Below are 22,927 nucleotides of genomic sequence, written 5' to 3'. Positions count from 1 at the left end.
CATCTGATGGGAAGACAGTCCCGCGGCGGCCCGGACGGCCGGCGGCGGAGCGTCGAATCCCGCCTGCACGAGACGGTGCCGCGCCGCCGCGCACGCACGGGTGCGTTCGCGCGCCTGATCGGCCCGCTCGACGACATCCGCATCCCCAGCCGGGCCGGCCTCTACGGCGTCGCCGCCCTGTTCGCGGCGACCGGTGCCTTCGGCGCCATCGCCGGCGACCATATGGGCGATGTCCGGCGCAGCGTCTTTGTTGCCGCCGACTACGTCACCGCGAAGGCCGGTTTCGGCATCCAGTCCGTCGTCATCACCGGCCACAGGGAAGTCGGCGAGGGCGACGTCCTGCGGGCGCTGGAGATCGGCGACGCGACCTCGCTGCTCACGTTCAACGCCCACTGGGCGCGCAAGCGCCTGTCGGATATCGCCTGGGTGAAGAGCGCGACCGTCCAGAAGCTGTTCCCCGGCACGCTGCGTATCGATCTGGTCGAGCGCGAGCCCTACGCGCTGTGGCAGCTCACCGGCATCGTCTCGCTGATCGACCGCGACGGCGAGGTTATCGGCGAACTTGCCGACGAGCGTTTCGCCAGCCTTCCGCTCGTCGTCGGCGCCGGCGCCAACAAGCGGGCCGGCGAGCTGATGGCGCTGGTGGCGCCGCATCCTTCCGTCGCCACGCGCCTGCGCGCCGCGGTGCGCGTCGCCGACCGGCGCTGGAACCTGATGCTCGACAACGGCGTCGAGGTCCGCCTGCCGGAAAAGAACGCCGACGCGGCGCTGAGCGAACTCGACACCCTGACCGCCAAGCAGGGGCTGATGGCCCGCGACATCGTGCTGGTCGACCTGCGCCTCGCCGATCGCGTCGTCGTCAGGCTGTCCGACCAGGCGGCGGTGCAGCGCAAGGCGGCCACGAAATCAAAGGGCGCATCGGGACGCCGGAAAGGGCAGGACACGTGAGCGGACGTAGCAACCACTGGCTGCCGCGCGCCCGTCCGTTGCCGCCGGGCCGCGGACAGACGATCGCCATCCTCGACATCGGCTCGTGCAAGATCTGCTGCCTGATCGCGCGGCTGCGTCCGCAGCGTCCCGAATCCGAGCTTGCCGGCCGCACCCACTCGATCGAGGTGGTCGGCGTCGGCCACCAGCGCGCTACCGGCGTGAAGCGCGGCGCCATCACCGACATGGAGCAGGCCGAGCGCGCGGTGCGCCTCGCCGTCGATGCCGCCGAGCGCATGGCCGGCGTGACGGTCGAGAGCGTTCTCGTCAACGTCTCGTCCGGCCGGCTCGAAAGCGATCACTACGCCGCCCGCGTCACCGTATCGGGCGACTCCGTCAGCGACACCGATATCCACCGCGTCCTCGAGGCGGGCCGGACCCACACCGTGCAGCCGGACCGCGTCGTCTTGCATTCGCTACCGATCGCCTTCTCGCTCGATCAGGCCGGGGGGATTTCCGATCCGCGCGGCATGGTTGGCCGCGAACTGGGCATCGACATGCATCTGGTCACCGCGCAGGCCGCGCCCGTGCGCAACCTCGTCCTGTGCGTGGAGCGCAGCCATCTGCACGTCGAGGCCGTCGTGGCGAGCCCCTACGCCGCGGGCCTGGCGGCGCTGACCGCCGACGAGCTGGAGCTGGGCTCCGCCTGCATCGACATGGGCGGCGGCACCACCACCTTCGGCGTGTTCGCCTATGGCCGTTTCGTCTGCGCCGACGCCATCGCCATCGGCGGCCATCACGTGACCATGGATCTGGCGCGCGGCCTGTCGACCTCGATCGAGGCGGCGGAGCGCATCAAGACGCTGTACGGCTCGGCCATCGGCTCCGGCCTCGACCACCGCGACATGATCTCGGTGCCGATGGTGGGCGAGGGCGACTATCCCGGCGCCAACCAAGTGCCGCGGTCGGTCGTCACGGAAATCATCCGGCCGCGCGTCGAGGAGATCCTCGAGCTGGTGCGAGACAGGCTGCGGGCCACCCCGTTCAGCGCGCTCGCCGGCCAGCGCGCGGTGCTGACGGGCGGCGCCAGCCAGTTGCCCGGCGTCACGGACCTGGCCGAGCGGATCACCGGCCTGCAGGTGCGCATGGGCCGGCCGCTGGGGGTCTCGGGCCTGCCGGAATCGGGCCGCGGCCCGGCGTTTGCCACGACCGTGGGCCTGCTGGTCTATCCGCAGCTTGCGGGAATCGAACGACACGACCGCTCGGGCGGGCGGCTCGGCGCGGCCACGGCCGGCGACGGATATTTCGCCCGGGTGGGAAACTGGATCAGGGAAAGTTTCTAGAGACGTACCTGGGGCCGCGGGGCGGCAGGCGTGGATTGAGTTGCCCGGGGGTCGGGCGCAACGGACACTAGTAAAGGACGCGAGGGTTCCATGACGATCAACCTCAAGATGCCGGATCTTACCGAACTGAAGCCGAAGATCACCGTTTTCGGTGTCGGAGGCGCCGGCGGCAACGCCGTCAACAACATGATCGAATCCGGCCTCAAGGGGGTCGAGTTCGTCGTCGCCAACACCGACTCGCAGGCGCTGACCATGTCGTCGGCCGAGCGTATCGTGCAGATGGGCGTGGCGATCACCGAGGGCCTCGGCGCCGGGTCGCAGCCGGAAGTCGGCCGCGCGGCGGCGGAAGAGACGATCGACGAGATAAACGACCATCTCGGCGGCTCGCACATGGTGTTCATCACCGCCGGCATGGGCGGCGGCACCGGCACGGGCGCGGCGCCGGTCATCGCCCAGGCGGCCCGCGACATGGGCATCCTTACCGTCGGCGTCGTCACCAAGCCGTTCGACTTCGAGGGCAAGCGCCGCATGGCCGTCGCCAACGCCGGCATCGAGTCGCTGCAGCAGCACGTCGACACCCTGATCGTCATCCCGAACCAGAACCTGTTCCGCATCGCCAACGAGCGGACGACGTTCTCCGAAGCCTTCGGCATGGCCGACGAGGTGCTGTATTCGGGCGTTGCCTGCATCACCGACCTGATGGTCAAGGAAGGCCTCATCAACCTCGACTTCGCCGACGTGCGCGCCGTCATGCGCGCCATGGGCAAGGCGATGATGGGCACGGGCGAGGCCTCCGGCGATCAGCGGGCGATCCAGGCCGCCGAAGCCGCGATCGCCAATCCGCTGCTCGACGAGAGCTCGATGCGGGGCGCGCGCGGCCTGCTGATCTCGATCACCGGCGGCAACGACCTGACGCTGTTCGAAGTCGACGAGGCGGCGACCCGCATCCGCGAGGAGGTCGACCCGGACGCCAACATCATCCTCGGCGCCACCTTCGACGAGAGCCTCGAGGGCATCATCCGGGTTTCGGTCGTGGCGACGGGCATCGATCAGGTCGGCACCGTCATGGAGCGTACCGCAGAGGACACGATCACCGCGCTCACCGAGCGGCTGCGGGCCCGCAAGGCGCAGGAGGCCGCGCCGGCCCAGGTTCCGGCTCAGGCCCAGATCCCGGCTCCGGCCCCGGCCCACGAGCAGGTCGCGGCGGCGACGGAAGCCGCTGAGGCCGCGGTGCAGGCCGCCCTGGCTCCCGAAGCGCAGGAGGCAGTGTACCAGCCCGCTCCCGCACCGGCGCCCGCGCCGGCCCCGATGGCGGCGCGCGATCCCGGCGTGCAGATCAGCCGTATGGAGCCGCCCGCGGCACCGGCGATGCAGCCCGTCGAGGCGCCTGTCGCCGAAGACACCCATGCCGGGTACGGCGATCCGTTCGTTCCGCCGGTCGCCTCGCATCCCGAGCGCCGTCAGCCGCGGATGCCGCGCATCGAGGACTTCCCGCTGATCGCCCAGAAGGAAATGCGGGCGAAATCGGGGTCCGGCGATCATGGCGCACACGAGAGCCGTCGTCCGGGCCTGCTGCAGCGACTCGCCTCCGTCGGCCTCGGCCGTCGCGAGGATTCGGAGGAATCCGGAACGGTCCAGCAGCCGATGGTTGTTCCGCACGCGGACGAGGAGCCGGTTTCGGAATATGCCCGGCGGCCCCAGCGGCCGGCGCATCCGGAGCAGCCCAAGCACGCTCCCCAGGTCGCCAACGCGCCGCGGCGGCCGTCCTCGATCGACGACGATCAGTACGAAATCCCAGCATTTCTGCGCCGCCAGGCCAACTGAGCGGGCCAGTTGAACGGGATTGCAACGATGCTGAGGGCCCGGCGGCGCGAGCTGCCGGGCACCTTTTTGTTACAAAGCGAGCTATTCGCGTAACAGACGGTAAAAAAGCGTGATTTGGCCCGCCGGGGGCGCGCCGGTACAAATGTGGGCGGACATAGGGGGTTCAGCCAGCAGGACATCGCAATGCGCGGCCCGTAGCCGGACGACATGTTCGTGCCGCCGGGACAGCGAGACAAGCGATCCTGCAGTGTTGGACGTAATGCCTGAATGACAGCAGTCGCGGGGGCGGCGCATTCGGGCCAGTAAAGCGCGGGACTATGAAAGCTCAGTCGCAGACGACGATAAAAGAGCGCGTATCGCTTAGTGGAGTCGGTGTACACAGCGGAGCCGGCTCCACGGTAACCTTTCATCCCGCAGGGCCCGATACCGGAATCATCTTCCTCAAGAATTCGAGCGAAGGCACCGCCGACATCGAAGTGCCGGCGTCGCACCGTTATGTCGTCGGCACGGCGCTGAGCACGGTGCTCGGCAGCGAGACGGCCGGCTCCATCGGCACCGTCGAGCATCTGCTGGCGTCGCTGAGCGGCCTGGGCATCGACAACGTGATCGTCGAGATCGACGGCGACGAAGTGCCGATCATGGACGGCAGCGCGGAAGCCTTCTGCGAAGCCATCAAGCAGGCCGGCCTGCGCAAGCAGTCGGCACAGCGCCGCTACATCAAGGTTCTCAAGCCGGTGACGGTGCGGATCGGCGACGCCATCGGCGAGTTCCTGCCGAGCGACCGTCGTCGCGTCGAGGTCGAGATCGACTTCGCCGACACCGTGATCGGCCGTCAGGCCTATGTCTATGACGCCGATTCGGGCGACTTCGCCCGCGATCTGGCCCGCGCCCGCACCTTTGGCTTCATGTCGAGCGTCGAGCAGCTCTGGGCCAACGGCTACGCGCTGGGCGCGTCGCTGGAGAACACCGTGGTGATCGGCGACGACCAGGTGGTCAACCCCGAAGGCCTGCGCTTCGCCGATGAATTCGTGCGCCACAAGGTGCTGGACGCCATCGGCGACCTGACGCTGGCCGGCGCGCCGATCCTCGGCCACTACCGCAGCTATCGCGGTGGTCACAAGCTGAACTCCGCCATGGTCGAGGCCCTGCTGTCCGACGACAGCGCCTGGGAATGGTCGACCGCCACCGTGCGCCGCGATGCCGGCCAGGCACAGGTGGGCGCCATGGTCCCGGCCGCCGCGTTCGGCCCTGACGTCTCCTGACGGCCCGATTTCCTACCGGTTTACAGCGGCATCGGTACTCGCCGGGTTTTTCTAATCGGCGGGTAACGACGTTGTGTGATCGCCCCATTCCGGCGCTTGCGGCGCCTGCGCGCCGCACCCATAGTCCGCCGCCAGAGGTGCGACATGTTGTTCCTGTTCCGTATCGTGCTGGTCGCCGCGTTCATCGCCAGCCTGTCCGCCGTGCTCGAGGCCCGGGCGCAGGACGGGCAGGCGTGCCGTATGGCCTGCCTGCCGAATCACGCCCCCGCCCAGCCGATGCGCTGAGGCCCGTTCGGGCCGTCCCCGCCTACCGACTTCCGGCCGGAAACCGGACGCGGTTTTGCGCCGATACCGCCTCGCTACCGGTGCCGCCACAAATTCGCTCAATTCGGAGGTCAGCCAAACTGGCTTGGGAAACGGCGTTGGGCTAAAGTCCGCCGCCGAGTGCGTCGGGCGTCCGATGCGCATTGCTATGATCGATCCTATGACGAGTAAGCGTTTGCCTGACATGACATTCCGCGCGACGCGCGACACCGGGAACACGACGACGAGGTCTAGGGCGCTGCGGTTTGCCGCGCTGGTAGTCCTCGGCCTGTCGGTTACCGCCTGCCAGAGCCTGTTCGGCAAGGACGAGGACGAGTTCGCCGTCATCGAAGAGGAGCCGGCGGAGTCCCTCTACAACGAGGGGCTGGTGCTTTCCAATTCCGGCTCGTTCAGGGCGGCGGCGGAAAAGTTCTCCGAGGTCGAGCGGATCCATCCCTATTCGGAGTGGGCCCGCAAGTCGCTGATCATGTCGGCCTACACGAATTACGAAGCGAAGCGCTATACCGATGCGATCACCGCGGCGAAGCGCTATGTCACTCTCTATCCGGGCAGCGATGACGCGGCGTACGCCCAGTATCTGGTCGCCGAATCCTACTACAACCAGATCGTCGACATCGGCCGCGACCAGGCGCGCTCGGAGAAGGCCGCCGTGGCCTATCGCGAGCTGATCGAGAAGTATCCCGAATCCGAATATGCGGTGGAGGCGCGCGGCAAGCTCGAGGTGGCGCGCGACCAGCTCGCCGGCAAGGAGATGGACGTCGGCCGCTACTATCTGTCCAAGCGTCAATACCTGGCCTCGATCAACCGTTTCAAGACGGTCGTATCCGACTACCAGACGACACGGCACGTGGAAGAAGCGCTGCACCGGCTGACCGAATCCTATTACGCGCTCGGGCTGATTTCCGAGGCGCAGACGGCGGCGGCCATCCTCGGCCACAACTACCCGGACAGCTCCTGGTACAAGGATTCCTACGCGCTCCTTTCGAAGGGCGGCTACCAGCCGCAGGAGAACGAGGGGTCGTGGTTGAGCCAGGTGTTCCGCAAGGCCTCCGGTACGCTGTGAGCGGGCGATGCTCGTCGCCCTCTCGATCCGCGACATCGTCATCATCGACAAGCTCGACATCACGTTCGACGCGGGGCTGAGCGCGCTCACCGGCGAGACCGGCGCCGGCAAGTCGATCCTTCTGGATTCCCTGTCCCTGGCGCTCGGCGGGCGCGGCGACGCCGCGCTCGTGCGCCGCGGCGCCGAACGGGGACAGGTCACGGCCGTTTTCGACGCGGGGCCGCGCCACCCCGCCCGCGAGATCCTCGCCGACCACGGCATCGAGGCGGACGGCGACATCATATTGCGCCGGCAGCAGGCCGCAGACGGCCGTACCCGCGCCTTCATCAACGACCAGCCCGCGGGCGTGCAACTGCTGAAATCGGTCGGGGCGTGCCTCGTCGAGATCCACGGCCAGCACGACGACCGGGCCCTGGTCGATCCCTCGGTCCACCGGCAACTGCTCGACAGCTTTGGCGACCTCGAAGCCGAGGTCACGGCGACGGCGAGAGCCCACGGCGCCTGGCGGGCGGCGGAGGCGGCGCTCAGGGACGCGCGCGCGGCGCTGGAGAAGTCGACGTCGGAGCGCGACTATCTCGCCCACGCGCTGGAAGAGCTCGATATGCTGGCGCCGGAGACCGGCGAGGAGGCGCATCTGGCCGAACGCCGGCAGGTGATGATGCAGGCCGAGAAGCTCGCCGACGAATTGACGGAGGCGAGCGAGGCGGTCGCGGGCCACACCTCGCCGGTGCCGCTGATGTCGGCGGCGCTGAGGCGGCTCGAACGGCGCGCCGGCGACCTGCCGGACCTGCTCGATCCGGTGGTCGCGGCGATGACGGCGGCCATCGAGTCGATCGAGGAGGCGCGCGCGGCGGTCGAGCAGGCGCAACACGCGATCGCCTTCGATCCGCGCGAGCTCGAGACCACCGAGGAGCGCCTGTTCGCGCTCCGGGCGGCGGCACGCAAGCACCAGTGCGGCGTCGACGACCTGCCGGGCCTGCGCGAGCGCATGCGTGCCGCGTTATCCGACATGGAGACCGGCGAGGAGCGCCTGGGCGCGCTCGAAGCGGCGGCGAGAGCGGCCGGTGACGCCTATGACAAGGCGGCGGCGAAACTGACGGAGAAACGGCTGAAGGCGGCCAAGGCGCTCGACAAGGCGGTGATGGCCGAGCTGGCGCCGCTGAAGCTGGAGCGGGCCGCCTTCGAAACCCGTATCGAGACCGACGACGATGGGGGCGGTCCGGACGGGCGCGACCGCGTCGAATTCTGGGTGCAGACCAATCCGGGCACGCATCCGGGGCCGCTTCTGAAGGTTGCCTCGGGCGGCGAACTGTCGCGCTTCCTGCTCGCCCTGAAGGTCGCGCTCGCCGACAAGGGCAGCGCGCCGACGCTGGTCTTCGACGAGATCGACACCGCCGTCGGCGGGGCCGTGTCGGATGCGATCGGGGTGCGGCTGCAGCGGCTCGCCGACCGGGTTCAGGTACTGACCGTCACCCACGCGCCGCAGGTCGCCGCCCGCGCGCACCGGCATTTGCTGATCCGCAAGGAATCGCCGAAACGGGGCACCGACGTCGTCACCCGGGTCGAACCGCTCGATCCGCCGCACCGGCGCGAGGAGATCGCGCGGATGCTGGCCGGGGCGACGGTCACCGAGGAGGCACGGGCGGCCGCGGGCCGTCTTCTGGCGGGAACGGAGTGAGCATGGCTGGGCTGGAGAAGACGCCGGTTTCGGACCTGACGGCCGAGGACGCGGCCGCGGAACTCGAGCGCCTGGCCAAGGAAATCGGCGAGCACGACCGGCGGTACTACCAGGACGACCAGCCGTCGATCTCGGATGCCGCCTATGACGCGCTGCGCCAGCGCAATGCCGCCATCGAGGCCGCGTTCCCCACGCTCGTCCGACCCGACAGTCCGTCGCTGCGGGTTGGCGCCGCGCCGTCGGAGAAATTCGCCAAGGTCCGGCACAAGGTGCCGATGCTGTCGCTCGACAACGCCTTCGACGAGGAGGACGTGGCCGGGTTCGTCGATCGCATCCGCCGGTTCCTCAAGCTCGATGGCGACACGGCGATCGCCTTCACCGCGGAGCCGAAGATCGACGGCCTGTCGGCGTCGCTGCGCTACGAGAACGGCGTCTTCGTACAGGCCGCCACGCGCGGCGATGGCGAGGAGGGCGAGGACGTCACCGCCAACGTCGCCACCATTCCCGACATCCCCAGGCGGCTGAAGGGCGACGGCTTCGGCGACGTCTTCGAGGTGCGCGGCGAGGTCTATATGAGCCATGCCGACTTCGAGGCGCTGAACGCGCGCCAGGAGGCGGACGGCAAGCCGGTGTTCGCCAATCCGCGCAACGCGGCGGCCGGGTCGCTGCGCCAGCTCGACCCGCGCGTCACCGCCGCGCGGCCGCTGAAGTTCTTCGCCTATGCCTGGGGCGAGGCCGGCGCGCTGCCGTCCGACAGCCAGTGGGGCGTCTATCAATCGTTCCGCGACTGGGGCCTGCCGACCAATCCGCTGATGCGCCAGGTGAACTCGGTCGCCGAGATCATGGCGTTCTATCGCGAGATCGAGGAGACCCGGGCGGGCCTCGGCTACGACATCGACGGCGTGGTCTACAAGGTCGACCGGCTCGACTGGCAGCGCCGGCTCGGCTTCGTCTCGCGCAGCCCGCGCTGGGCGATCGCGCACAAGTTTCCCGCCGAGAAGGCGATGACGGTGCTCGAGGATATCGAGATCCAGGTTGGCCGCACCGGTGCGCTGACCCCCGTCGCCAAGCTGACGCCGGTCACGGTCGGCGGCGTGGTGGTGCGCAACGCCACCCTGCACAACGAGGACGAGATCGCCCGCAAGGACGTGCGCATCGGCGACACGGTAATCCTGCAGCGAGCCGGAGACGTGATTCCGCAGATCCTCGGCGTTGTCTTCGAGAAACGGCCCAAGGACGCCGAGCCCTACGCGTTTCCGCACACCTGCCCGGTCTGCGGCAGCCACGCGGTGCGCGAGGTCAACCCGCGCACCGGCAAGGAGGACGTGATCCGGCGCTGCACCGGCTCGCTGGTCTGTCCGGCGCAGGCGGTCGAGAAGCTGATCCATTTCGTCTCGCGCAACGCCTTCGACATCGAGGGACTGGGGGCGAAGCAGGTCGCCGCGTTCTTCGAGGACGGGCTGGTCGAGAAGCCGGCCGACATCTTCACGCTGCAGGCGCGCGACGCGCAGTCGCTGAAGCGGTTGAAGGATCGCGAGGGCTGGGGGTCGACGTCGGTCCGCAACCTGTTCGCGGCAATCGACACGCGCCGCGACATCGACCTGCACCGGTTCATCTACGCGCTCGGCATCCGCCATGTCGGCGAGACGACGGCCAAGCTGCTTGCCCGTCACTACGGAACCTTCGAGGCGTTCCGACAAGCGATGAAGGCGGCGGGCGAGGGGGCGGACAGCGAGGCCTACCAGTATCTCCTGTCGATCGAGGGGATCGGCGAGACGGTGGCCGACGCGCTGGTCGAGTTCTTCGCCGAGCCGCGCAACGAGGACCAGATCGACGCGCTGCTGGCCGAGGTGACGCCGAAGGAGGCGCAGGTACCGCAGGCGACCGAGTCTCCCGTAGCCGGCAAGACCGTTGTGTTCACCGGTTCGCTGGAGCGGCTCACCCGGGACGAGGCCAAGGCGATGGCCGAGCGCTACGGCGCCAAGGTGGCCAGCTCGGTCTCGGCAAAGACCGATCTCGTCGTCGCCGGGCCGGGCGCCGGGTCCAAGCTGAAGAAGGCCGCCGAACTGGACATCGAGGTCATCGACGAGAACGCCTGGTTCGATCTGGTCGAAGCCGGTTAATTTTGTTTTTCCCTCAAGGCTTTGTTCACTGGATCGGCAAGAACGGCTGTTCGCGCCTCCACTCCCGTGCAACAGTGGTGGTCGTATAGGCTGTGTTGCTTTGGTTCTGCTGCTTCTGGGGGTGTCATGCGCAGTTTCTCTCAAGTATTCGCTCAAGTCTTCCTGTGCATCGCGATCCTGGTCGCCGCGCCTTCGGCGTTCGCGCAACAGGGGCCGGACGCCGTCGTCGGCGAGATCTACTCCAGCTATGAAGACGGCGGCCTCGGCATCTCGCCCTCCGACCCGGCACTGCGCGAGCGCTTCTCCGCGCGGCTGCGGGCGCTGCTTGCCGAGGAGGACGCCCGTATCGACCGCGACGGCATCGGCAACCTCGATTTCGACGTCTTCGTCGATGCGCAGGATTTCGATATCACCGGCATCGAAATCGGCACGCCCGAGATTTCCGGAGCCAAGGCCGAGGTGGCGGTGGGCCTTCTGAATTTCGGCCAGCTGCGTCAGTTCCGCTACCTGCTCGTCATGGAGGATGGCGCCTGGCGGATCGACGATATCGTCGCGGTCAGCGACGACATGCCCTGGACGCTGTCGGTGCTGCTGGCGGGGAACTGAGGTCCGGCGCCCGTTCCACCGCTCCGCGCCCCCCTCGAAGGGGCGCAATCTCGTTCAAGACGCACAGGCGCGGGGCTGCTAGTCTCCGTGCCATGGACGTGAAAGACCAGATGACGGCGCTGTCCGAGCGCGGTCTCGACGCGGGCGACAGCGCACGCTACTGGCGTGCGCCCCGCTACGGCGGCCTGGAATGCCTGGCCGCCCGGTTCTTTTCCCACCGCTATGCCCCGCACACGCACGACACCTATGTCGTCGGCGCGATCGTGGCGGGCTGCGAGACCTTCGTGCTGCGCGGCGAGCGCCGCTACGGCCGCCCCGGCGACCTGTGCTTCGTCCATCCCGGCGATGTGCACGACGGAGAGCCGTACGGAGACGGATATGCCTACCGAATGTCCTATCCGAGCGTCGACCTTCTCCGCGAGATCGCCCGCGAGCTGACCGGCCGCGAGACGTGCGCGACGCCGTTCTTCCCCGAGCCGGTCGTCAACGACCCCGACGGGACGGCGCGCTTCGTGGCCGCCCACAAGGGGCTGGGCGGCAGCGATCTGCTCTACAGCGACGAACGCTTCGTCTCGGTAATGGCGATGATCCTGTCGCGCCACGCCCGCCTCGGCGATCCCGCCCCGGTCGGCACGGAGCGGGGGCCGGTGCGGCGGGCGCAGGACTATCTCGACGCCCATTATGCCGAGTCGATCGACCTGCCGACGCTTGCCGGCGTCGCCGGCGTCAGCCGCTTCCACCTGATCCGCGCGTTCCGCAAGGAAACCGGCCTGACGCCCTATGCCTGGCTCGCCGACCGGCGCATCAAGGCGGCGCGCGGTCTGCTCGCCGGCGGCCGGACGCCGGGCGCGGTCGCGCTCGACTGCGGCTTCGCGGACCAGAGCCATCTGACACGGGCGTTCAAGGCGCGCGTCGGGGTGACGCCCGCCCGATTCCGCGCCGCGGCCCTGGATATCGCGGGCAAGGATGCGGCCTGAGACCCGACCTGAGACCGGGCCTGAGACCGGGCCTGAGACCGGGCCTGAGACCTTGGCGGAAATGCGCGACGGCGCGATCGACGTCCTGCCGGCCGCCGTCGCCGTCGTTCCCTTCGCGCTCCTGCTCGGCGCGCTCGCGGCGCAGAAGGGCATCAGCGTGCCCGAGATGGTGCTGATGAGCGCGACGGTGTTCGCCGGCAGCGCCCAGTTCGTCGCCGTCGACATCTGGCGCGAGCCGGTGCCGTGGCTGCTGCTCACCGTCACCGCGCTGATGATCAATCTGCGGCATCTGCTGATGGGGGCCTCGCTCGCCGGAAAGATCGGGCACTTCGGCACCGGCACGAGCCTGATCGCGCTGTTCACCATGGTCGACGAGACCTGGGCGCTGGCCGAGCGCCGGGCCGCCCGCACGAAACTGTCCGCGACCTATTTCCTGACCATGGGCCTGATCCTCTACGTCAACTGGATCGGCTGGACCGGGCTCGGCGCGGCGCTCGGCGGCCTTATCGGCGACCCGGCGCGATACGGCGCCGATTTCGCGTTTCCGGCGATCTTCCTGACCCTGCTGGTCGGCCTCTGGCAGGGGCCGCGCACCGGCGTCGCCATAGCCGCCAGCGCGATTGTCGCCGCGCTCGTGTACCTGAGCTTCGAAGGCCCCTGGTTCATTGCCGCCGGCGGCGTTGCCGGGGCGCTCGCCGGCGCTGTCATCGGCCCCGCGGACGAAGCGGTGACGGAGACGGTCGAATGACGCTGGACGCGCTTCAGATCGATCCGCTGGCGCTTGCCGCGATCGCGGGCATGGCGTTCGTCACCTACGGGAGCCGGATCGGCGGCTGGCTGGTGATCCGCCGGCTGGTCGTGTCCGGCCGGGCGCGGGCTGCGCTGGAAGCGGTGCCCGGCGCGGTGCTCGCCGCCGTGATCACCCCCGCCATACTGGCCACAGGGCCGGCGGAGACGGCCGCCGCGGCGATCACGGTCGTCGCCGCGCTCCGGCTGCCGCAGCTCGCGGCGATCGTCATCGGCGTCGTCTCCGTGGTGATCCTCCGGGCCGTGCTGTACTGACCCGCGCGCCGGATGCCGCCTGATGCCCCCGGGGCCGGCGCCGGCCTGAAACGTCCCGACACCGCTAATGCCGTCCGGAGCCGAAGGGCTCTCGAGACATTGCCATTTCGCAATGCGCGCCCGGCCTGGCCCGCGCTAGTAGTGATGAGGCGGCCAAGCACTTTTGTCGCAATTGTATATATTCAAGATTTGGAATATGTTTATTCGAGAGCATAATCGTGGGGCAGTCGGCCGGAGCGTCCGGTGACGCTGGGAGGACGGCCGCCAAAGGCAGGAAACAGGCAGATGGCAAACGTAGTCGTTCTCGGTGCGGGCCTCAGCGGCGTGCTGATGGCCTACGAGCTGATCCCCCAGATGCGGCAGGAAGACAAGGTCATCCTGATCGGGCAGGGGCCGACCTATCACTTCGTGCCCTCCAACCCCTGGGTGGCCGTGGGGTGGCGCAAGCAGTCGGACATCGAGATCAGCCTGCCCGACATCATGCAGCGCAAGAAGATCGAGTATGTCGGGGCGGGCGCGAAACGGGTGCATCCAAAGGAAAACCGGATCGAGCTCGAGGACGGCAACTCGGTCACCTACGACTATCTCGTCATCGCAACCGGTCCGGACCTGGCGTTCGACGAGATCGAGGGGCTGGGACCGGAGGGCAACACCCAGTCGATCTGCCACGTCGATCACGCCTCCAGGGCCTATGACGCGTTCCAGGCCTTCGTGGAGGCCCCGGCGCCGATCGTGGTTGGCGCGGTGCAGGGCGCCTCCTGCTTCGGCCCGGCCTACGAGTTCGCCTTCATCCTCGACACCGAGCTGCGCCGCCGCAAGATCCGCGACAAGGTGCCGATGACCTTCGTCACCTCCGAGCCCTATATCGGCCATCTCGGCCTCGACGGCGTCGGCGACACCAAGGGCCTGCTCGAAAGCGAGATGCGCGAGCACCACATCAAGTGGATCACCAACGCCAAGGTGAAGACGGTCGAGGACGGCAAGATGGTCGTCGAGGAGGTCAACGAGGACGGTTCGCCGAAGGCCACCCACGAGCTGCCCTTCGGCTATGCGATGATGCTGCCGGCCTTCCGCGGCGTGCCGGCGGTGAAGGACATCGAGGGCCTCACCAATCCGCGCGGCTTCATCCTGGTCGACGAGCACCAGCGCAATCCGGCCTATCCCAACATCTTCAGCGTCGGCGTCTGCGTGGCGATCCCGCCGACGGGGCCGACGCCGGTGCCCTGCGGCGTGCCGAAGACCGGCTTCATGATCGAATCCATGGTGACGGCGACGGCGCACAATATCGGCGCGCTGCTCAAGGGCCAGGCGCCGGAGACGCAGGCGACGTGGAACGCGGTGTGCCTGGCCGATTTCGGCGATTCCGGCGTCGCCTTCGTCGCCCAGCCGCAGATCCCGCCGCGCAACGTCAACTGGGCGTCGAAGGGCAAGTGGGTGCACTTCGCCAAGATCGCGTTCGAGAAGTTCTTCCTGCACAAGATCCGGCGCGGCACCGCCGAGCCGTTCTACGAGAAGTTCATGCTCGAGCGCCTGAACATCACCAAGCTCAAGGAGGTCAAGTGAGCGCCAGCCGTCATGTGGTCTGCCCCGGCTGCGGGGCGACCAACCGCCTTCCCGAGGACAAGCCGGCCAAGGCGGCGCGCTGCGGCTCCTGCAAGGCGCCGCTGTTCGCCGCAAAGCCGCTCAACGTCGACGGTGCCGCCTTCCAGCGCCACATCGCGTCCAACGACATCGCGGTGCTTGTCGACGTGTGGGCGCCGTGGTGCGGCCCGTGCCGGTCGATGGCGCCGAACTTCGAGGCGGCGGCGGCAGAGCTGGAGCCCGACGTGCGGCTGTTGAAGCTCAACGCCGACGAGGAAGGCGAGATCGCCCGCCAGCTCGGCGTCAGCGGCATTCCCGCGCTGATCCTGTTCCGCGGCGGCCGGCCGGTCGCCCGCACCGCCGGCGCCATGCCGGCCAAGACCATCGTCGACTGGACCCGGCAGAACCTGGGGTGAACGGCGCTCAGCGCCCGCGACCCGGCCGTATTCCGGGCATGACCACCGGGGCAACGGGCACTGACGGAGGGGCTCAGAGCGGTGCCGTCGCGGCCTCCAGCCATGCCCTGTCGTCGCCGTCGAGCTGCGGCCCGATCTCGGCCCGGACGCGGGCGTGGTAGGCGTTCAGCCACGCCTTTTCCGCCTCGCTCAGCAACGCGACGTCGACCAGCCGCCGGTCGATCGGGGCGAGCGTCAGCGTCTCGAAGGACAGAAGCGCCTTCTCGCCGCCGGGCACCGGCTCGGGCGGCTTCACCAGCTCCAGGTTCTCGATGCGGATGCCGTAGTGGCCGGTGCGGTAGTAACCGGGCTCGTTGGACACGATCATGCCGGGGCGGAACGGTACGGTGCCGGTCTTGGCGATGCGCTGCGGGCCCTCGTGCACCGACAGGAAGCTGCCGACGCCGTGGCCCGTGCCGTGGTCGAAGTCGAGGCCGGCCTGCCACAGCGGGTAGCGGGCGAGCGTGTCGATCTGTGCGCCGCTCGTGCCCTCAGGAAACCGCGCCGTGGCGATGGCGATGTGGCCCTTGAGCACCAGCGTGAAATGGCGGCGCATGTCGGCTGTCGGCGCCCCGATCGCCACCGTGCGGGTGATGTCGGTGGTGCCGTCGACATATTGCGCGCCGGAATCGACCAGATAGAGCGAATTCGGCTCCAGCGGCCGGTTGGTGTCGGTGGTGACGCGATAGTGGACGATGGCGCCGTTGGGGCCGGCCCCCGAGATGGTGTCGAAGGAGATTTCCTTGAGCTGGCCCGTGGCCGCGCGGAAGCCTTCCAGCGCCGTGGCCGCGGCGATCTCGTCGACGCCGCCGGATGCCGCCTCGCGGTCGAGCCAGGCGAGGAAGCGGCTGACGGCGGCGCCGTCGCGCAGGTGGGCGGCGCGCGCGCCGGCGATCTCGGCCGCGTTCTTGGTCGCCTTGGGCAGGGTGCAGGGATCGTCGCCGTCGACTGTGCGCCCGCCCGCCGCCTCGATCCGGTCGGCGATCCAGCGCGCCGTGGTCGCCGGGTCGAGGCGAATGGCGCCCTGGCCGCCCGCCGCCTCGTCGAGCGCCGGTCCGAATTCCGACGGCTCGGCGATGTCGGCGACGTCCTCGATATGGGCGCGCGAGGTGTTGGTGAGCTTGCGCGAATCGATCAGCAGCGTCGGCCGTCCCTCGGCGGGAACGACGGCGAAGGACAGCGGCAGCGGCGTGTGCTGCACGTCGGAGCCGCGGATGTTGAGGAGCCAGGCGATCGAATCGGGCTGGGTCAGCACGGTCGCGCCGGCCCGCGCCTTCGCCAGCGTCTTCTGGACATCGGCGAGCTTGTCGGCGGCGGAACGGCCGGCGACGTCGAGCGGGTGCACGACGACCTGGCCAAGCGGCGGGCCCGGCCGGTCGGTCCAGATGGCGTCGACCGGATTGTCCGGTGTCGGCACCAGCGTGGCGCCGGTCTTCTCGGCGATCTTCTCGAGCCTGCGGATACCGGCGACGGTATGCAGCCAGGGGTCGTAACCGAGCGTCGCGCCGGCCTGCAGCTGCTCCTCCAGCCAGGCGTGCCAGCCCGGATCGATCAGGTGCAGCGGCTCGAAGGCGCCGGTGTCGACCTGGTCGCGGACCTGCAGGGTGTAGCGGCCGTCGACGAAGATCGCCGCGGCGTGCTTCAGCACCACGGCCAGGCCGGCGGAGCCGGAGAAGCCGGTGAGCCATTTCAGCCGCTCGGCGCCGGGCGGCACGTACTCGCCCTGATGCTCGTCGGAACGGGGGATCAGAAAGCCGTCGAGGCCGCGCCGCTCGAGCTCGGCCCTGAGTCGGGCCAGACGCTCTGCACCGTGGCTTGGATCGGCACCATCGTCGAAGGTCTGGAACATCGCTCTTAACTAATTGGTGAGGATCGGCGGATCAATCGCGATTCTCGGACGACGATATGCGCACAATGTGCGCGTTTTCGGCGTCCGGATGCCTGAGTATTTTGCAGTGCAGCAAAATTTTTGCGCATGCGAAATATGCAGGCCTGTCATGTAGCGATCGGGCTTCTAAAAAGGTCAGGGTAGCTTACCTTCCTTCTCGAAACGGCACCGAATTCAGTTCCAGCCGAGGAGGTTGTGATGGCCACGACGATTTTTGCCCCCACTCACATCGCTGTAGAGCCGCGGCAGCGCCGCAGTGTGCTCCGGCGCATGTTCGACCACATGGTGAAGGCCCGCGAGGCCGAGGCGCGGCGCCTGACGGCGCGTGCGCTCTGGTCCTACAGCGACGAGTCGCTGAAGAACATGGGGCTTACCCGCGAAGAACTCGCCCGCTGGCATTCGGGCGCGACCGACTGACCGGTCGACAGCAGATTTCCTCCTGACCTTGCGATCCCCGGTCCGGCGTCCCCGGACCGGGGATTTCTTTATCCGGAAGGTCCCCGATCAGGCCGGGCGCTACCGCGCCTCCAGCGCCAGGGTCGCCCAGCCGTCGCGGGCGATGCGGAACAGCGGCACGCAGCCCTGCGCCCGCCAGGCCGCTTCCACCTCGCGGCGCTGGCCGACCAGCAGACCCGACAGGATGACGATGCCGCCGGGCGCGACCAGCGGCCGGACCTGCGGCGCGAGCTTGACCAGCGGCTTGGCCAGGATGTTGGCGAAAACCAAATCGTAAGGCGCGCCCTGGCGCACGGCGGCGGTGTCGACGCCGTTGGCGGTGAACGCCTTGATCAGCCCGCCGACGCCGTTCTTGACCGCGTTCTCCTTCGTCACCGTGACCGCCAGCGGGTCGATGTCGGTCGCCATCACGGCGATGCGCGCGGCCTTGGCATGCGCGATCGCGAGGATGCCGGTTCCGGTGCCGATATCGAGGGGCCGAAAGAAGCGCCGCCGCTTCAACAGCCGGTCCAGCGCCATCAGGCAGCCGAGCGTGGTGCCGTGATGGCCGGTGCCGAAGGCCTGGCCGGCCTCGATTTCGATGGGGATGGCGTTCGCAGGAATGCGGTGGCGGTCGTGATTGCCGAACACGGCGAAGCGGCCGGCACGGATCGGGGGGAGGGCCTCCAGGCTCTCCTTGACCCAGTTGCGGTCGGCGAGCGCCTCGATCGTGATCTTGTATTTGGCCGCGCCCTTGCCGAGCGCATTGACCATCACGGTGCGCAGCGTCGCCTCGTCCGGCGTGTCCGTGTAGTAGGCCTCGCCGAGCCAGCCCTTTTCGGCCTCCATCATGGAGACGGCGTTGGTCTCGGGCTCCAGCGCGTAGCTGAGCGCATCCGTGAGGACTGCGGCCTCGGCCTCGTTTCTGACCGGTATGCGGACCCTGTAAATGGCGAACCTCCAACCTGAACCGGCGAGCCAGCGAATAGGAATCCGCCTCTCATACTGCTATGCCGCTCGCGCGGATAGGGGCGTTCAATCGACGATGAGCAGCGATGGCCGGGACACTGCCTGACGAAACCGCCGGCGAAGGCGGAAACCTGCGACGCTGGCTGCCGCTCGGCGTCGTCGCGGCCGCGGCCGTCTGCCTGGTGCTCGGGCTGACCCTGCCGAGCCTGCAGTTCTACCGGTTCTTCTTCCTGTCCGAGGAGCATTCGCTGCTCGGCGTCACGGTCGCGCTGCTCGACGAGGGCGAGTACTTCCTCGGCGTCGTGATCGGCGCCTTTTCCGTTGTGTTTCCTGGGCTGAAGCTGCTCGTGCTCGCACGCATCGCAGTCGGACGCGCGCTCGGCCGGAACGGCTGGGCGGGGGCGGCGCGCCTTGCCGGGATCTTCGGGCGCTGGTCGATGCTCGACGTGGTGCTGCTCGCGCTCGTCGTCTTCGCGGTCAAGCGCTCGGGACTGGCCGATGCCGCGGCGCTGCCGGGCATCTGGTTCTTCGCCATATCGGCTGTGCTGTCGATCGTCGCCGCGCGGCTTCTGGACGTCCACAAGGTGTCCTGAAACGCATAAGGCCGCCCCGATGGGGCGGCCCTGCGATTCGGTTAAGGACCGAACGATCAGCGCGAGTAGAACTCGATGACCAGGTTCGGTTCCATCATCACCGGATAGGGCACCTCGGAGAGGGCCGGCACACGGGAGATCGACGCCGTCAGCTTCTTGTGATCGACGTCGAGATATTCCGGAATGTCGCGCTCGGGGCTGTCGATGGCCTCGAGGACCAGGGCGAGCTGCTTCGACTTGTCGCGCACCTCGACCACGTCGCCGACCTTCAGGCGCATGGACGGGATGTTGGCGCGGCGGCCGTTGACCTTGACGTGGCCGTGGCTGATGAACTGACGGGCCGCGAACACGGTCGGCACGAACTTGGCGCGGTAGACCACCGCGTCGAGACGGCGCTCGAGCAGGCCGATCAGGTTCTCGGAGGAGTCGCCCCGCAGCCGCTGGGCTTCGTCGTAGATGCGGCGGAACTGCTTCTCGGAAATGTTGGCGTAGTAGCCCTTGAGCTTCTGCTTGGCCTTGAGCTGCAGGCCGTAGTCGGACGTCTTGCCACGGCGGCGCTGGCCGTGTTCGCCGGGGCCATATTCGCGCCGGTTGACCGGGCTTTTCGGGCGGCCCCAGATGTTCTCGCCCATGCGGCGATCGATCTTGTGCTTTGCCTGGATGCGCTTCGACATCGTGTTTGTAACCTCTGTATCTTCGAAAGGGCGTTCAGTTCGAGTATGAACCGCTCCTCCTCTGCCGCTCGCACGGCTGACAGGCACCGGAGGAAATCCCCGAAACCACGGAAGCGGAAAGAAATACGCGGACCCAACAGCCCGCGCGCGCCGTTAAATATAGGTGTGCGGGGCCTGTGTCAAACGGCGGCCGGCGGTCACACCGGTGCCGATTGGCGCGCATCCATGGCGAGGATGGCGCGCAGCGGCCCGATGTCCGCCTCGGGGGGCTCGATCGGGCTGAGGGGAAGAAGGTTTTCGAGGCTCGGGGCATAGTTGAGCGTCTCGAAGTCCGCCTCGAAGAAATCGACCGCCCGTTTCAGGACCGTCGGGTCGCCGAGATAGCCGCGCAGGCGCTCCGCGGCGCCGGTCGCGTGGGGGCGGTGGGCGAGAACGGAGGGCACGTCGTGCGCCGCCAGGAACCGGGCCGTCTGGTCCAGGGCCTCGAGCTGGCCGATATGGGAATAGGGGACATAGCCCCACGCGATGTTGATCGACTGGGGCCGGAAGTGCCTGTCGACCATCTGCGGGTCATCGGCGGCGATCAGCTCGACGAACTCGGGAAACGATATCTGCGCGTCAAGCGGCAGCCCGTGGCGGGCGCAGAACAGCTGCCAGACGTGCTTCGGCGGCCGGTTGACCTTCTCGATGTAGCCGGACACCAGCCGCACCAGCGGATGACGGACCACCGTGAAGTGCGCCGCGTTCAGGACGACGTCGGGATCCGGGACCCGCAGGTTGCCCTGTCGAATGGTTTGCGCCGGCGCGTTTTCGTGGTCGCGGACATCCTCCACGAACGTGGTGGTTCCAAGCCTGCGGTCAGTCGCGGTCCAGAGCGTCTTGAGGAAGGTCGACGTCCCGCATTTGGCGTTCCGGAAATAGACGACGTTCAGGTCCGGATAGAAGGTCAGGTGTCGCCGGACCGTCGCCCGCAGGTGTGCGGGCGGGGGTGACTTCTCTTGCTTCCCGGGCGTCTTGGTGCGGACCAGCCGCGACAGGAGCCTGCGCATCGCGAAAGCCTAGGTCCGCGGCCCGGACGGGCGGGCGCTCTTGCGGAGGGGACGGCTCTTGCTGGGGGGACGGCGATCGGGACAGACACGGCACTGGGCTGCGGCACGATGTCGTGCCGCATTGCATCCGGTTCTTCTTTCTTCTGTCCAATTCATTGTGCGGGTCGCTGTATTGGTTCCAGATATGCTTGCGGATCTATTGGAATATCGGCCGGATAAGCATTGTTCTATTTTGAGGGCCGGGCGCCGTTTGCTCGTAATCTCCTAGCACCATCGGGCCCGGAGTCAAGGAATCGCCGAGGGCGGGCGCGACGGGGCCGTGCTGGCGACCGGGCCCCGCGACCAGACCCGGCGACCGGACCCGGCGACCGGACCCGGCGATCAGACCCGTGGCGATCAGACCCGTAGGGCCAGCGCTTCGGGCGATGAGAGCGCGAAGCGGTTCAGGAGCGTCGTCATCGCTTCCGCGTTGCCGGGCATCGCGGTGAACAGCACGACGGTCTGGCCGGCTGTCGGCTGGTCCGGGCGATCGGCGAGCAGGCTGGCGACCCGCCGGGCGATCGCCGGCGCCGGGTCGATCCAGGCGACCGGCCAGGGCGCCAGGCGCTCGAGGTGGTTCAGGACGAGCGGATAGTGGGTGCAGGCGAGGACCACCGTGTCGGTCCGTTCACCGCCCTTTTCGACGAAGGCGGGGGCGATCTCGGCGCGGATCGCCTGTTCGTCGACCGGTTCGCCGCGCATGGCCGCCTCGGCCAGCGTGGCAAGGCCGGTGGCGCCGACCAGCGTGACGTCGATATCGGCGGCGTAGGTGGCGATCAGGGCCTGGGTATAGTCGCGTTTCACCGTGCCCGGCGTCGCCAGGACACTGACGAGGCCGGTTTTCGTGCTCGCGGCGGCGGGCTTGATCGCCGGCACCGTGCCGACGAAGGGAAACGGGTGGCTGGCGCGCAGGAACGGCAGCACCAGCGTCGAGGCGGTGTTGCAGGCGATGACCGCGAGATCCGGCGCGCGGCGCGCGGCGACCCCTGCGAACGTGGCCAGCACGCGGCGGACCACGTCCTGTTCCGACAGGGCGCCATAGGGAAAGCCGCCGGTATCGGCGACATAGGTGATGTCTGCGCCGGGGCGGGCGCGGCGCACCTCCTTCAGGACAGACAGGCCACCGAGGCCGGAATCGAAGACGACGATGTGCGTCATGGCCTAGTTCGTATCGGTTCCGCGCCGTTTCTTCAGCTCGCTCAGCGCCCTGATGACCCCGCGCAGGGAGCGGACCTCCTGGTCGGTGAGATCGGCCTTGAGGAAGATCGTGCGCAGGTTGCGCACCATGGTGGGGCGTTTTTCGGGCGGAAACAGGAAACCGGCGGCGTCGAGCTCACCTTCCAGATGCTCGAACAGGCGCTGCATGTCGGCCTTGGGCGCCAGCGGCGGAACGGCCTGGCGCGGCCGGCCGCCTTCCAGCCCGCGCGTGCGGAACCATTCGTAGCCCGTCAGCAGCACCGACTGGGCGAGGTTCAGGGAGGCGAACTCCGGAGCGGTGGGGAAGGTGATGACGGCGTCGGCGAGTGCCACGTCGTCGTTGTCGAGCCCGGCGCGCTCGCCGCCGAACAGGATGCCGGCCTTCTCGCCCGCGTCGATGCGCCCGGCCAGCCGTTCGGCGGCGGCCTGCGGATCGAGCACCGGCTTGGCCATCTCGCGCGGGCGCGCGGTGGTGGCGAGCACCACGCCGAGATCGGCGATGGCCTCGGCCGTCGACCCGTGGACCCGCGCGCCCTCGACCACCCAATCGGCGCCGGAGGCGGCGGAGAGCGCCTTTTCGCTCGGCCAGCCGTCCCGCGGGTTGACCAGGCGCAGCTCGGATAGGCCGAAATTCGCCATGGCGCGGGCGACCATGCCGATGTTTTCGCCCAGTTGCGGGGCGACGAGGATGACGACGGGGGCAGGCGATGCGGTCACGGGGCTTCCGGTCGGTTGTTGTCCGGCCCGTCGGATACAGGATCAGCGGCCACGAAGTCGAGGGGCGAGCGCTCCGCGCGCCTCAAGGCCGTTCCGGGCAGGATGATGGGGTTGCGGCCTATGCGGGGGGCATTTTTGACG

Annotated in this window: 22 protein-coding genes; 16 read left to right on the top strand and 6 right to left on the bottom strand. The window is 68.5% G+C overall.

Going from position 1 to position 22,927, the window contains the following annotated elements:
• Positions 1-6: 6 nt before the first annotated feature.
• The 14 genes from ACSF9G_RS02295 (at position 7) to trxC (ending at position 15,186) form a co-directional block, all read left to right on the top strand.
• Positions 7-948 (top strand): cell division protein FtsQ/DivIB, encoded by a 942-nt coding sequence (locus ACSF9G_RS02295; RefSeq protein WP_436637881.1) that lies wholly within the window; start codon positions 7-9, stop codon positions 946-948.
• Positions 945-2,270, top strand: coding sequence for a cell division protein FtsA (gene ftsA, locus ACSF9G_RS02290; protein WP_436637879.1), 1,326 nt, complete (start codon positions 945-947; stop codon positions 2,268-2,270). The genes ACSF9G_RS02295 and ftsA overlap by 4 nt, the downstream gene beginning before the upstream one ends.
• 90 nt (positions 2,271-2,360) lie before the next feature.
• The gene (ftsZ, locus tag ACSF9G_RS02285; RefSeq protein WP_436637877.1) at positions 2,361-4,094 is read left to right on the top strand and encodes a cell division protein FtsZ; all 1,734 of its coding nucleotides are present in this window, start codon (positions 2,361-2,363) and stop codon (positions 4,092-4,094) included.
• 317 nt (positions 4,095-4,411) lie between these two features.
• Positions 4,412-5,356 carry a UDP-3-O-acyl-N-acetylglucosamine deacetylase gene (gene lpxC, locus ACSF9G_RS02280; protein WP_436637875.1) on the top strand — a complete coding sequence of 315 codons (945 nt, stop codon included), beginning with the start codon at positions 4,412-4,414 and terminating at the stop codon, positions 5,354-5,356.
• 144 nt (positions 5,357-5,500) lie between these two features.
• Positions 5,501-5,641, top strand: coding sequence for a hypothetical protein (locus tag ACSF9G_RS02275; RefSeq protein ID WP_436637873.1), 141 nt, complete (start codon positions 5,501-5,503; stop codon positions 5,639-5,641).
• Between the two features lie 223 nt (positions 5,642-5,864).
• Positions 5,865-6,743, top strand: a complete 879-nt coding sequence (locus ACSF9G_RS02270; RefSeq protein WP_436639642.1) for an outer membrane protein assembly factor BamD — start codon at positions 5,865-5,867, stop codon at positions 6,741-6,743.
• 7 nt (positions 6,744-6,750) lie between these two features.
• Positions 6,751-8,421 (top strand): DNA repair protein RecN, encoded by a 1,671-nt coding sequence (recN, locus tag ACSF9G_RS02265; protein ID WP_436637871.1) that lies wholly within the window; start codon positions 6,751-6,753, stop codon positions 8,419-8,421.
• Positions 8,422-8,423: 2 nt separating this feature from the next.
• Positions 8,424-10,544: an NAD-dependent DNA ligase LigA gene (gene ligA / locus ACSF9G_RS02260; RefSeq protein ID WP_436637869.1), complete on the top strand. Its 2,121-nt coding sequence runs from the start codon at positions 8,424-8,426 to the stop codon at positions 10,542-10,544.
• Between the two features lie 126 nt (positions 10,545-10,670).
• Positions 10,671-11,150 (top strand): DUF3828 domain-containing protein, encoded by a 480-nt coding sequence (locus ACSF9G_RS02255; protein ID WP_436637867.1) that lies wholly within the window; start codon positions 10,671-10,673, stop codon positions 11,148-11,150.
• Positions 11,151-11,260: 110 nt separating this feature from the next.
• The gene (locus ACSF9G_RS02250; RefSeq protein WP_436637865.1) at positions 11,261-12,127 is read left to right on the top strand and encodes a helix-turn-helix domain-containing protein; all 867 of its coding nucleotides are present in this window, start codon (positions 11,261-11,263) and stop codon (positions 12,125-12,127) included.
• Between the two features lie 61 nt (positions 12,128-12,188).
• Complete coding sequence (locus ACSF9G_RS02245; RefSeq protein ID WP_436637863.1) at positions 12,189-12,875, top strand: AzlC family ABC transporter permease; 687 nt, start codon at positions 12,189-12,191, stop codon at positions 12,873-12,875.
• Entirely contained in the window at positions 12,872-13,189 is a 318-nt protein-coding gene (locus tag ACSF9G_RS02240; RefSeq protein WP_436637861.1) for an AzlD family protein, read from the top strand. Before ACSF9G_RS02245 ends, ACSF9G_RS02240 begins: the two co-directional genes overlap by 4 nt.
• 285 nt (positions 13,190-13,474) lie before the next feature.
• The gene (locus ACSF9G_RS02235) at positions 13,475-14,752 is read left to right on the top strand and encodes an NAD(P)/FAD-dependent oxidoreductase (RefSeq protein ID WP_436637859.1); all 1,278 of its coding nucleotides are present in this window, start codon (positions 13,475-13,477) and stop codon (positions 14,750-14,752) included.
• Positions 14,749-15,186 (top strand): thioredoxin TrxC, encoded by a 438-nt coding sequence (gene trxC / locus ACSF9G_RS02230; protein WP_436637857.1) that lies wholly within the window; start codon positions 14,749-14,751, stop codon positions 15,184-15,186. Before ACSF9G_RS02235 ends, trxC begins: the two co-directional genes overlap by 4 nt.
• 73 nt (positions 15,187-15,259) lie before the next feature.
• Here the strand turns inward: trxC and ACSF9G_RS02225 are convergent, their stop codons facing one another.
• Positions 15,260-17,074: an aminopeptidase P family protein gene (locus tag ACSF9G_RS02225; protein WP_436637855.1), complete on the bottom strand. Its 1,815-nt coding sequence runs from the start codon at positions 17,072-17,074 to the stop codon at positions 15,260-15,262.
• Positions 17,075-17,311: 237 nt separating this feature from the next.
• On the opposite strand from ACSF9G_RS02225, the gene ACSF9G_RS02220 reads away from it, so the two are divergent.
• Positions 17,312-17,530: a hypothetical protein gene (locus tag ACSF9G_RS02220; RefSeq protein WP_261616178.1), complete on the top strand. Its 219-nt coding sequence runs from the start codon at positions 17,312-17,314 to the stop codon at positions 17,528-17,530.
• Positions 17,531-17,629: 99 nt separating this feature from the next.
• Here ACSF9G_RS02220 and ACSF9G_RS02215 read toward each other — a convergent pair whose 3' ends face one another.
• A complete protein-coding gene (locus ACSF9G_RS02215) occupies positions 17,630-18,484 on the bottom strand; it encodes a 50S ribosomal protein L11 methyltransferase (protein ID WP_436639640.1) in 855 nt (284 codons plus the stop codon).
• Between the two features lie 119 nt (positions 18,485-18,603).
• Here ACSF9G_RS02215 and ACSF9G_RS02210 point away from each other — a divergent pair, with 119 nt between their 5' ends.
• Positions 18,604-19,110: a paraquat-inducible protein A gene (locus ACSF9G_RS02210; RefSeq protein ID WP_436637852.1), complete on the top strand. Its 507-nt coding sequence runs from the start codon at positions 18,604-18,606 to the stop codon at positions 19,108-19,110.
• 56 nt (positions 19,111-19,166) lie between these two features.
• Here the strand turns inward: ACSF9G_RS02210 and rpsD are convergent, their stop codons facing one another.
• The 4 genes from rpsD to ACSF9G_RS02190 all read right to left on the bottom strand — a co-directional run bounded on the left by rpsD (position 19,167) and on the right by ACSF9G_RS02190 (position 22,786).
• Complete coding sequence (rpsD, locus tag ACSF9G_RS02205) at positions 19,167-19,784, bottom strand: 30S ribosomal protein S4 (protein ID WP_436637850.1); 618 nt, start codon at positions 19,782-19,784, stop codon at positions 19,167-19,169.
• Positions 19,785-19,981: 197 nt separating this feature from the next.
• Positions 19,982-20,833 (bottom strand): sulfotransferase family 2 domain-containing protein, encoded by an 852-nt coding sequence (locus ACSF9G_RS02200; protein WP_436637848.1) that lies wholly within the window; start codon positions 20,831-20,833, stop codon positions 19,982-19,984.
• Positions 20,834-21,229: 396 nt separating this feature from the next.
• On the bottom strand, positions 21,230-22,030 hold the full coding sequence (gene murI / locus ACSF9G_RS02195; protein ID WP_436637846.1) for a glutamate racemase: 801 nt from the start codon (positions 22,028-22,030) through the stop codon (positions 21,230-21,232).
• Between the two features lie 3 nt (positions 22,031-22,033).
• On the bottom strand, positions 22,034-22,786 hold the full coding sequence (locus ACSF9G_RS02190; protein ID WP_436637843.1) for an RNA methyltransferase: 753 nt from the start codon (positions 22,784-22,786) through the stop codon (positions 22,034-22,036).
• Between the last annotated feature and the right edge of the window lie 141 nt (positions 22,787-22,927).

This window comes from Microbaculum mangrovi (genome assembly GCF_051390635.1).
GTDB lineage: Bacteria > Pseudomonadota > Alphaproteobacteria > Rhizobiales > Tepidamorphaceae > Microbaculum.
Note: the sequence above shows the minus strand (reverse complement) of the source record. Positions and strands in the feature narration are given on the sequence as shown.

What these genes read in the sequence shown, in the direction of transcription:
- ACSF9G_RS02295 (WP_436637881.1), top strand. Translation starts at nt 7, where the DNA reads ATGGGAAGACAGTCCCGCGGCGGCCCGGACGGCCGGCGGCGGAGCGTC.
- ftsZ (WP_436637877.1), top strand. Translation starts at nt 2,361, where the DNA reads ATGACGATCAACCTCAAGATGCCGGATCTTACCGAACTGAAGCCGAAG.
- lpxC (WP_436637875.1), top strand. Translation starts at nt 4,412, where the DNA reads ATGAAAGCTCAGTCGCAGACGACGATAAAAGAGCGCGTATCGCTTAGT.
- ACSF9G_RS02275 (WP_436637873.1), top strand. Translation starts at nt 5,501, where the DNA reads ATGTTGTTCCTGTTCCGTATCGTGCTGGTCGCCGCGTTCATCGCCAGC.
- ACSF9G_RS02270 (WP_436639642.1), top strand. Translation starts at nt 5,865, where the DNA reads ATGACATTCCGCGCGACGCGCGACACCGGGAACACGACGACGAGGTCT.
- recN (WP_436637871.1), top strand. Translation starts at nt 6,751, where the DNA reads ATGCTCGTCGCCCTCTCGATCCGCGACATCGTCATCATCGACAAGCTC.
- ligA (WP_436637869.1), top strand. Translation starts at nt 8,424, where the DNA reads ATGGCTGGGCTGGAGAAGACGCCGGTTTCGGACCTGACGGCCGAGGAC.
- ACSF9G_RS02255 (WP_436637867.1), top strand. Translation starts at nt 10,671, where the DNA reads ATGCGCAGTTTCTCTCAAGTATTCGCTCAAGTCTTCCTGTGCATCGCG.
- ACSF9G_RS02250 (WP_436637865.1), top strand. Translation starts at nt 11,261, where the DNA reads ATGACGGCGCTGTCCGAGCGCGGTCTCGACGCGGGCGACAGCGCACGC.
- ACSF9G_RS02245 (WP_436637863.1), top strand. Translation starts at nt 12,189, where the DNA reads ATGCGCGACGGCGCGATCGACGTCCTGCCGGCCGCCGTCGCCGTCGTT.
- ACSF9G_RS02240 (WP_436637861.1), top strand. Translation starts at nt 12,872, where the DNA reads ATGACGCTGGACGCGCTTCAGATCGATCCGCTGGCGCTTGCCGCGATC.
- ACSF9G_RS02235 (WP_436637859.1), top strand. Translation starts at nt 13,475, where the DNA reads ATGGCAAACGTAGTCGTTCTCGGTGCGGGCCTCAGCGGCGTGCTGATG.
- ACSF9G_RS02225 (WP_436637855.1), bottom strand. Translation starts at nt 17,074, where the DNA reads ATGTTCCAGACCTTCGACGATGGTGCCGATCCAAGCCACGGTGCAGAG.
- ACSF9G_RS02220 (WP_261616178.1), top strand. Translation starts at nt 17,312, where the DNA reads ATGGCCACGACGATTTTTGCCCCCACTCACATCGCTGTAGAGCCGCGG.
- ACSF9G_RS02210 (WP_436637852.1), top strand. Translation starts at nt 18,604, where the DNA reads ATGGCCGGGACACTGCCTGACGAAACCGCCGGCGAAGGCGGAAACCTG.
- rpsD (WP_436637850.1), bottom strand. Translation starts at nt 19,784, where the DNA reads ATGTCGAAGCGCATCCAGGCAAAGCACAAGATCGATCGCCGCATGGGC.
- ACSF9G_RS02200 (WP_436637848.1), bottom strand. Translation starts at nt 20,833, where the DNA reads ATGCGCAGGCTCCTGTCGCGGCTGGTCCGCACCAAGACGCCCGGGAAG.
- murI (WP_436637846.1), bottom strand. Translation starts at nt 22,030, where the DNA reads ATGACGCACATCGTCGTCTTCGATTCCGGCCTCGGTGGCCTGTCTGTC.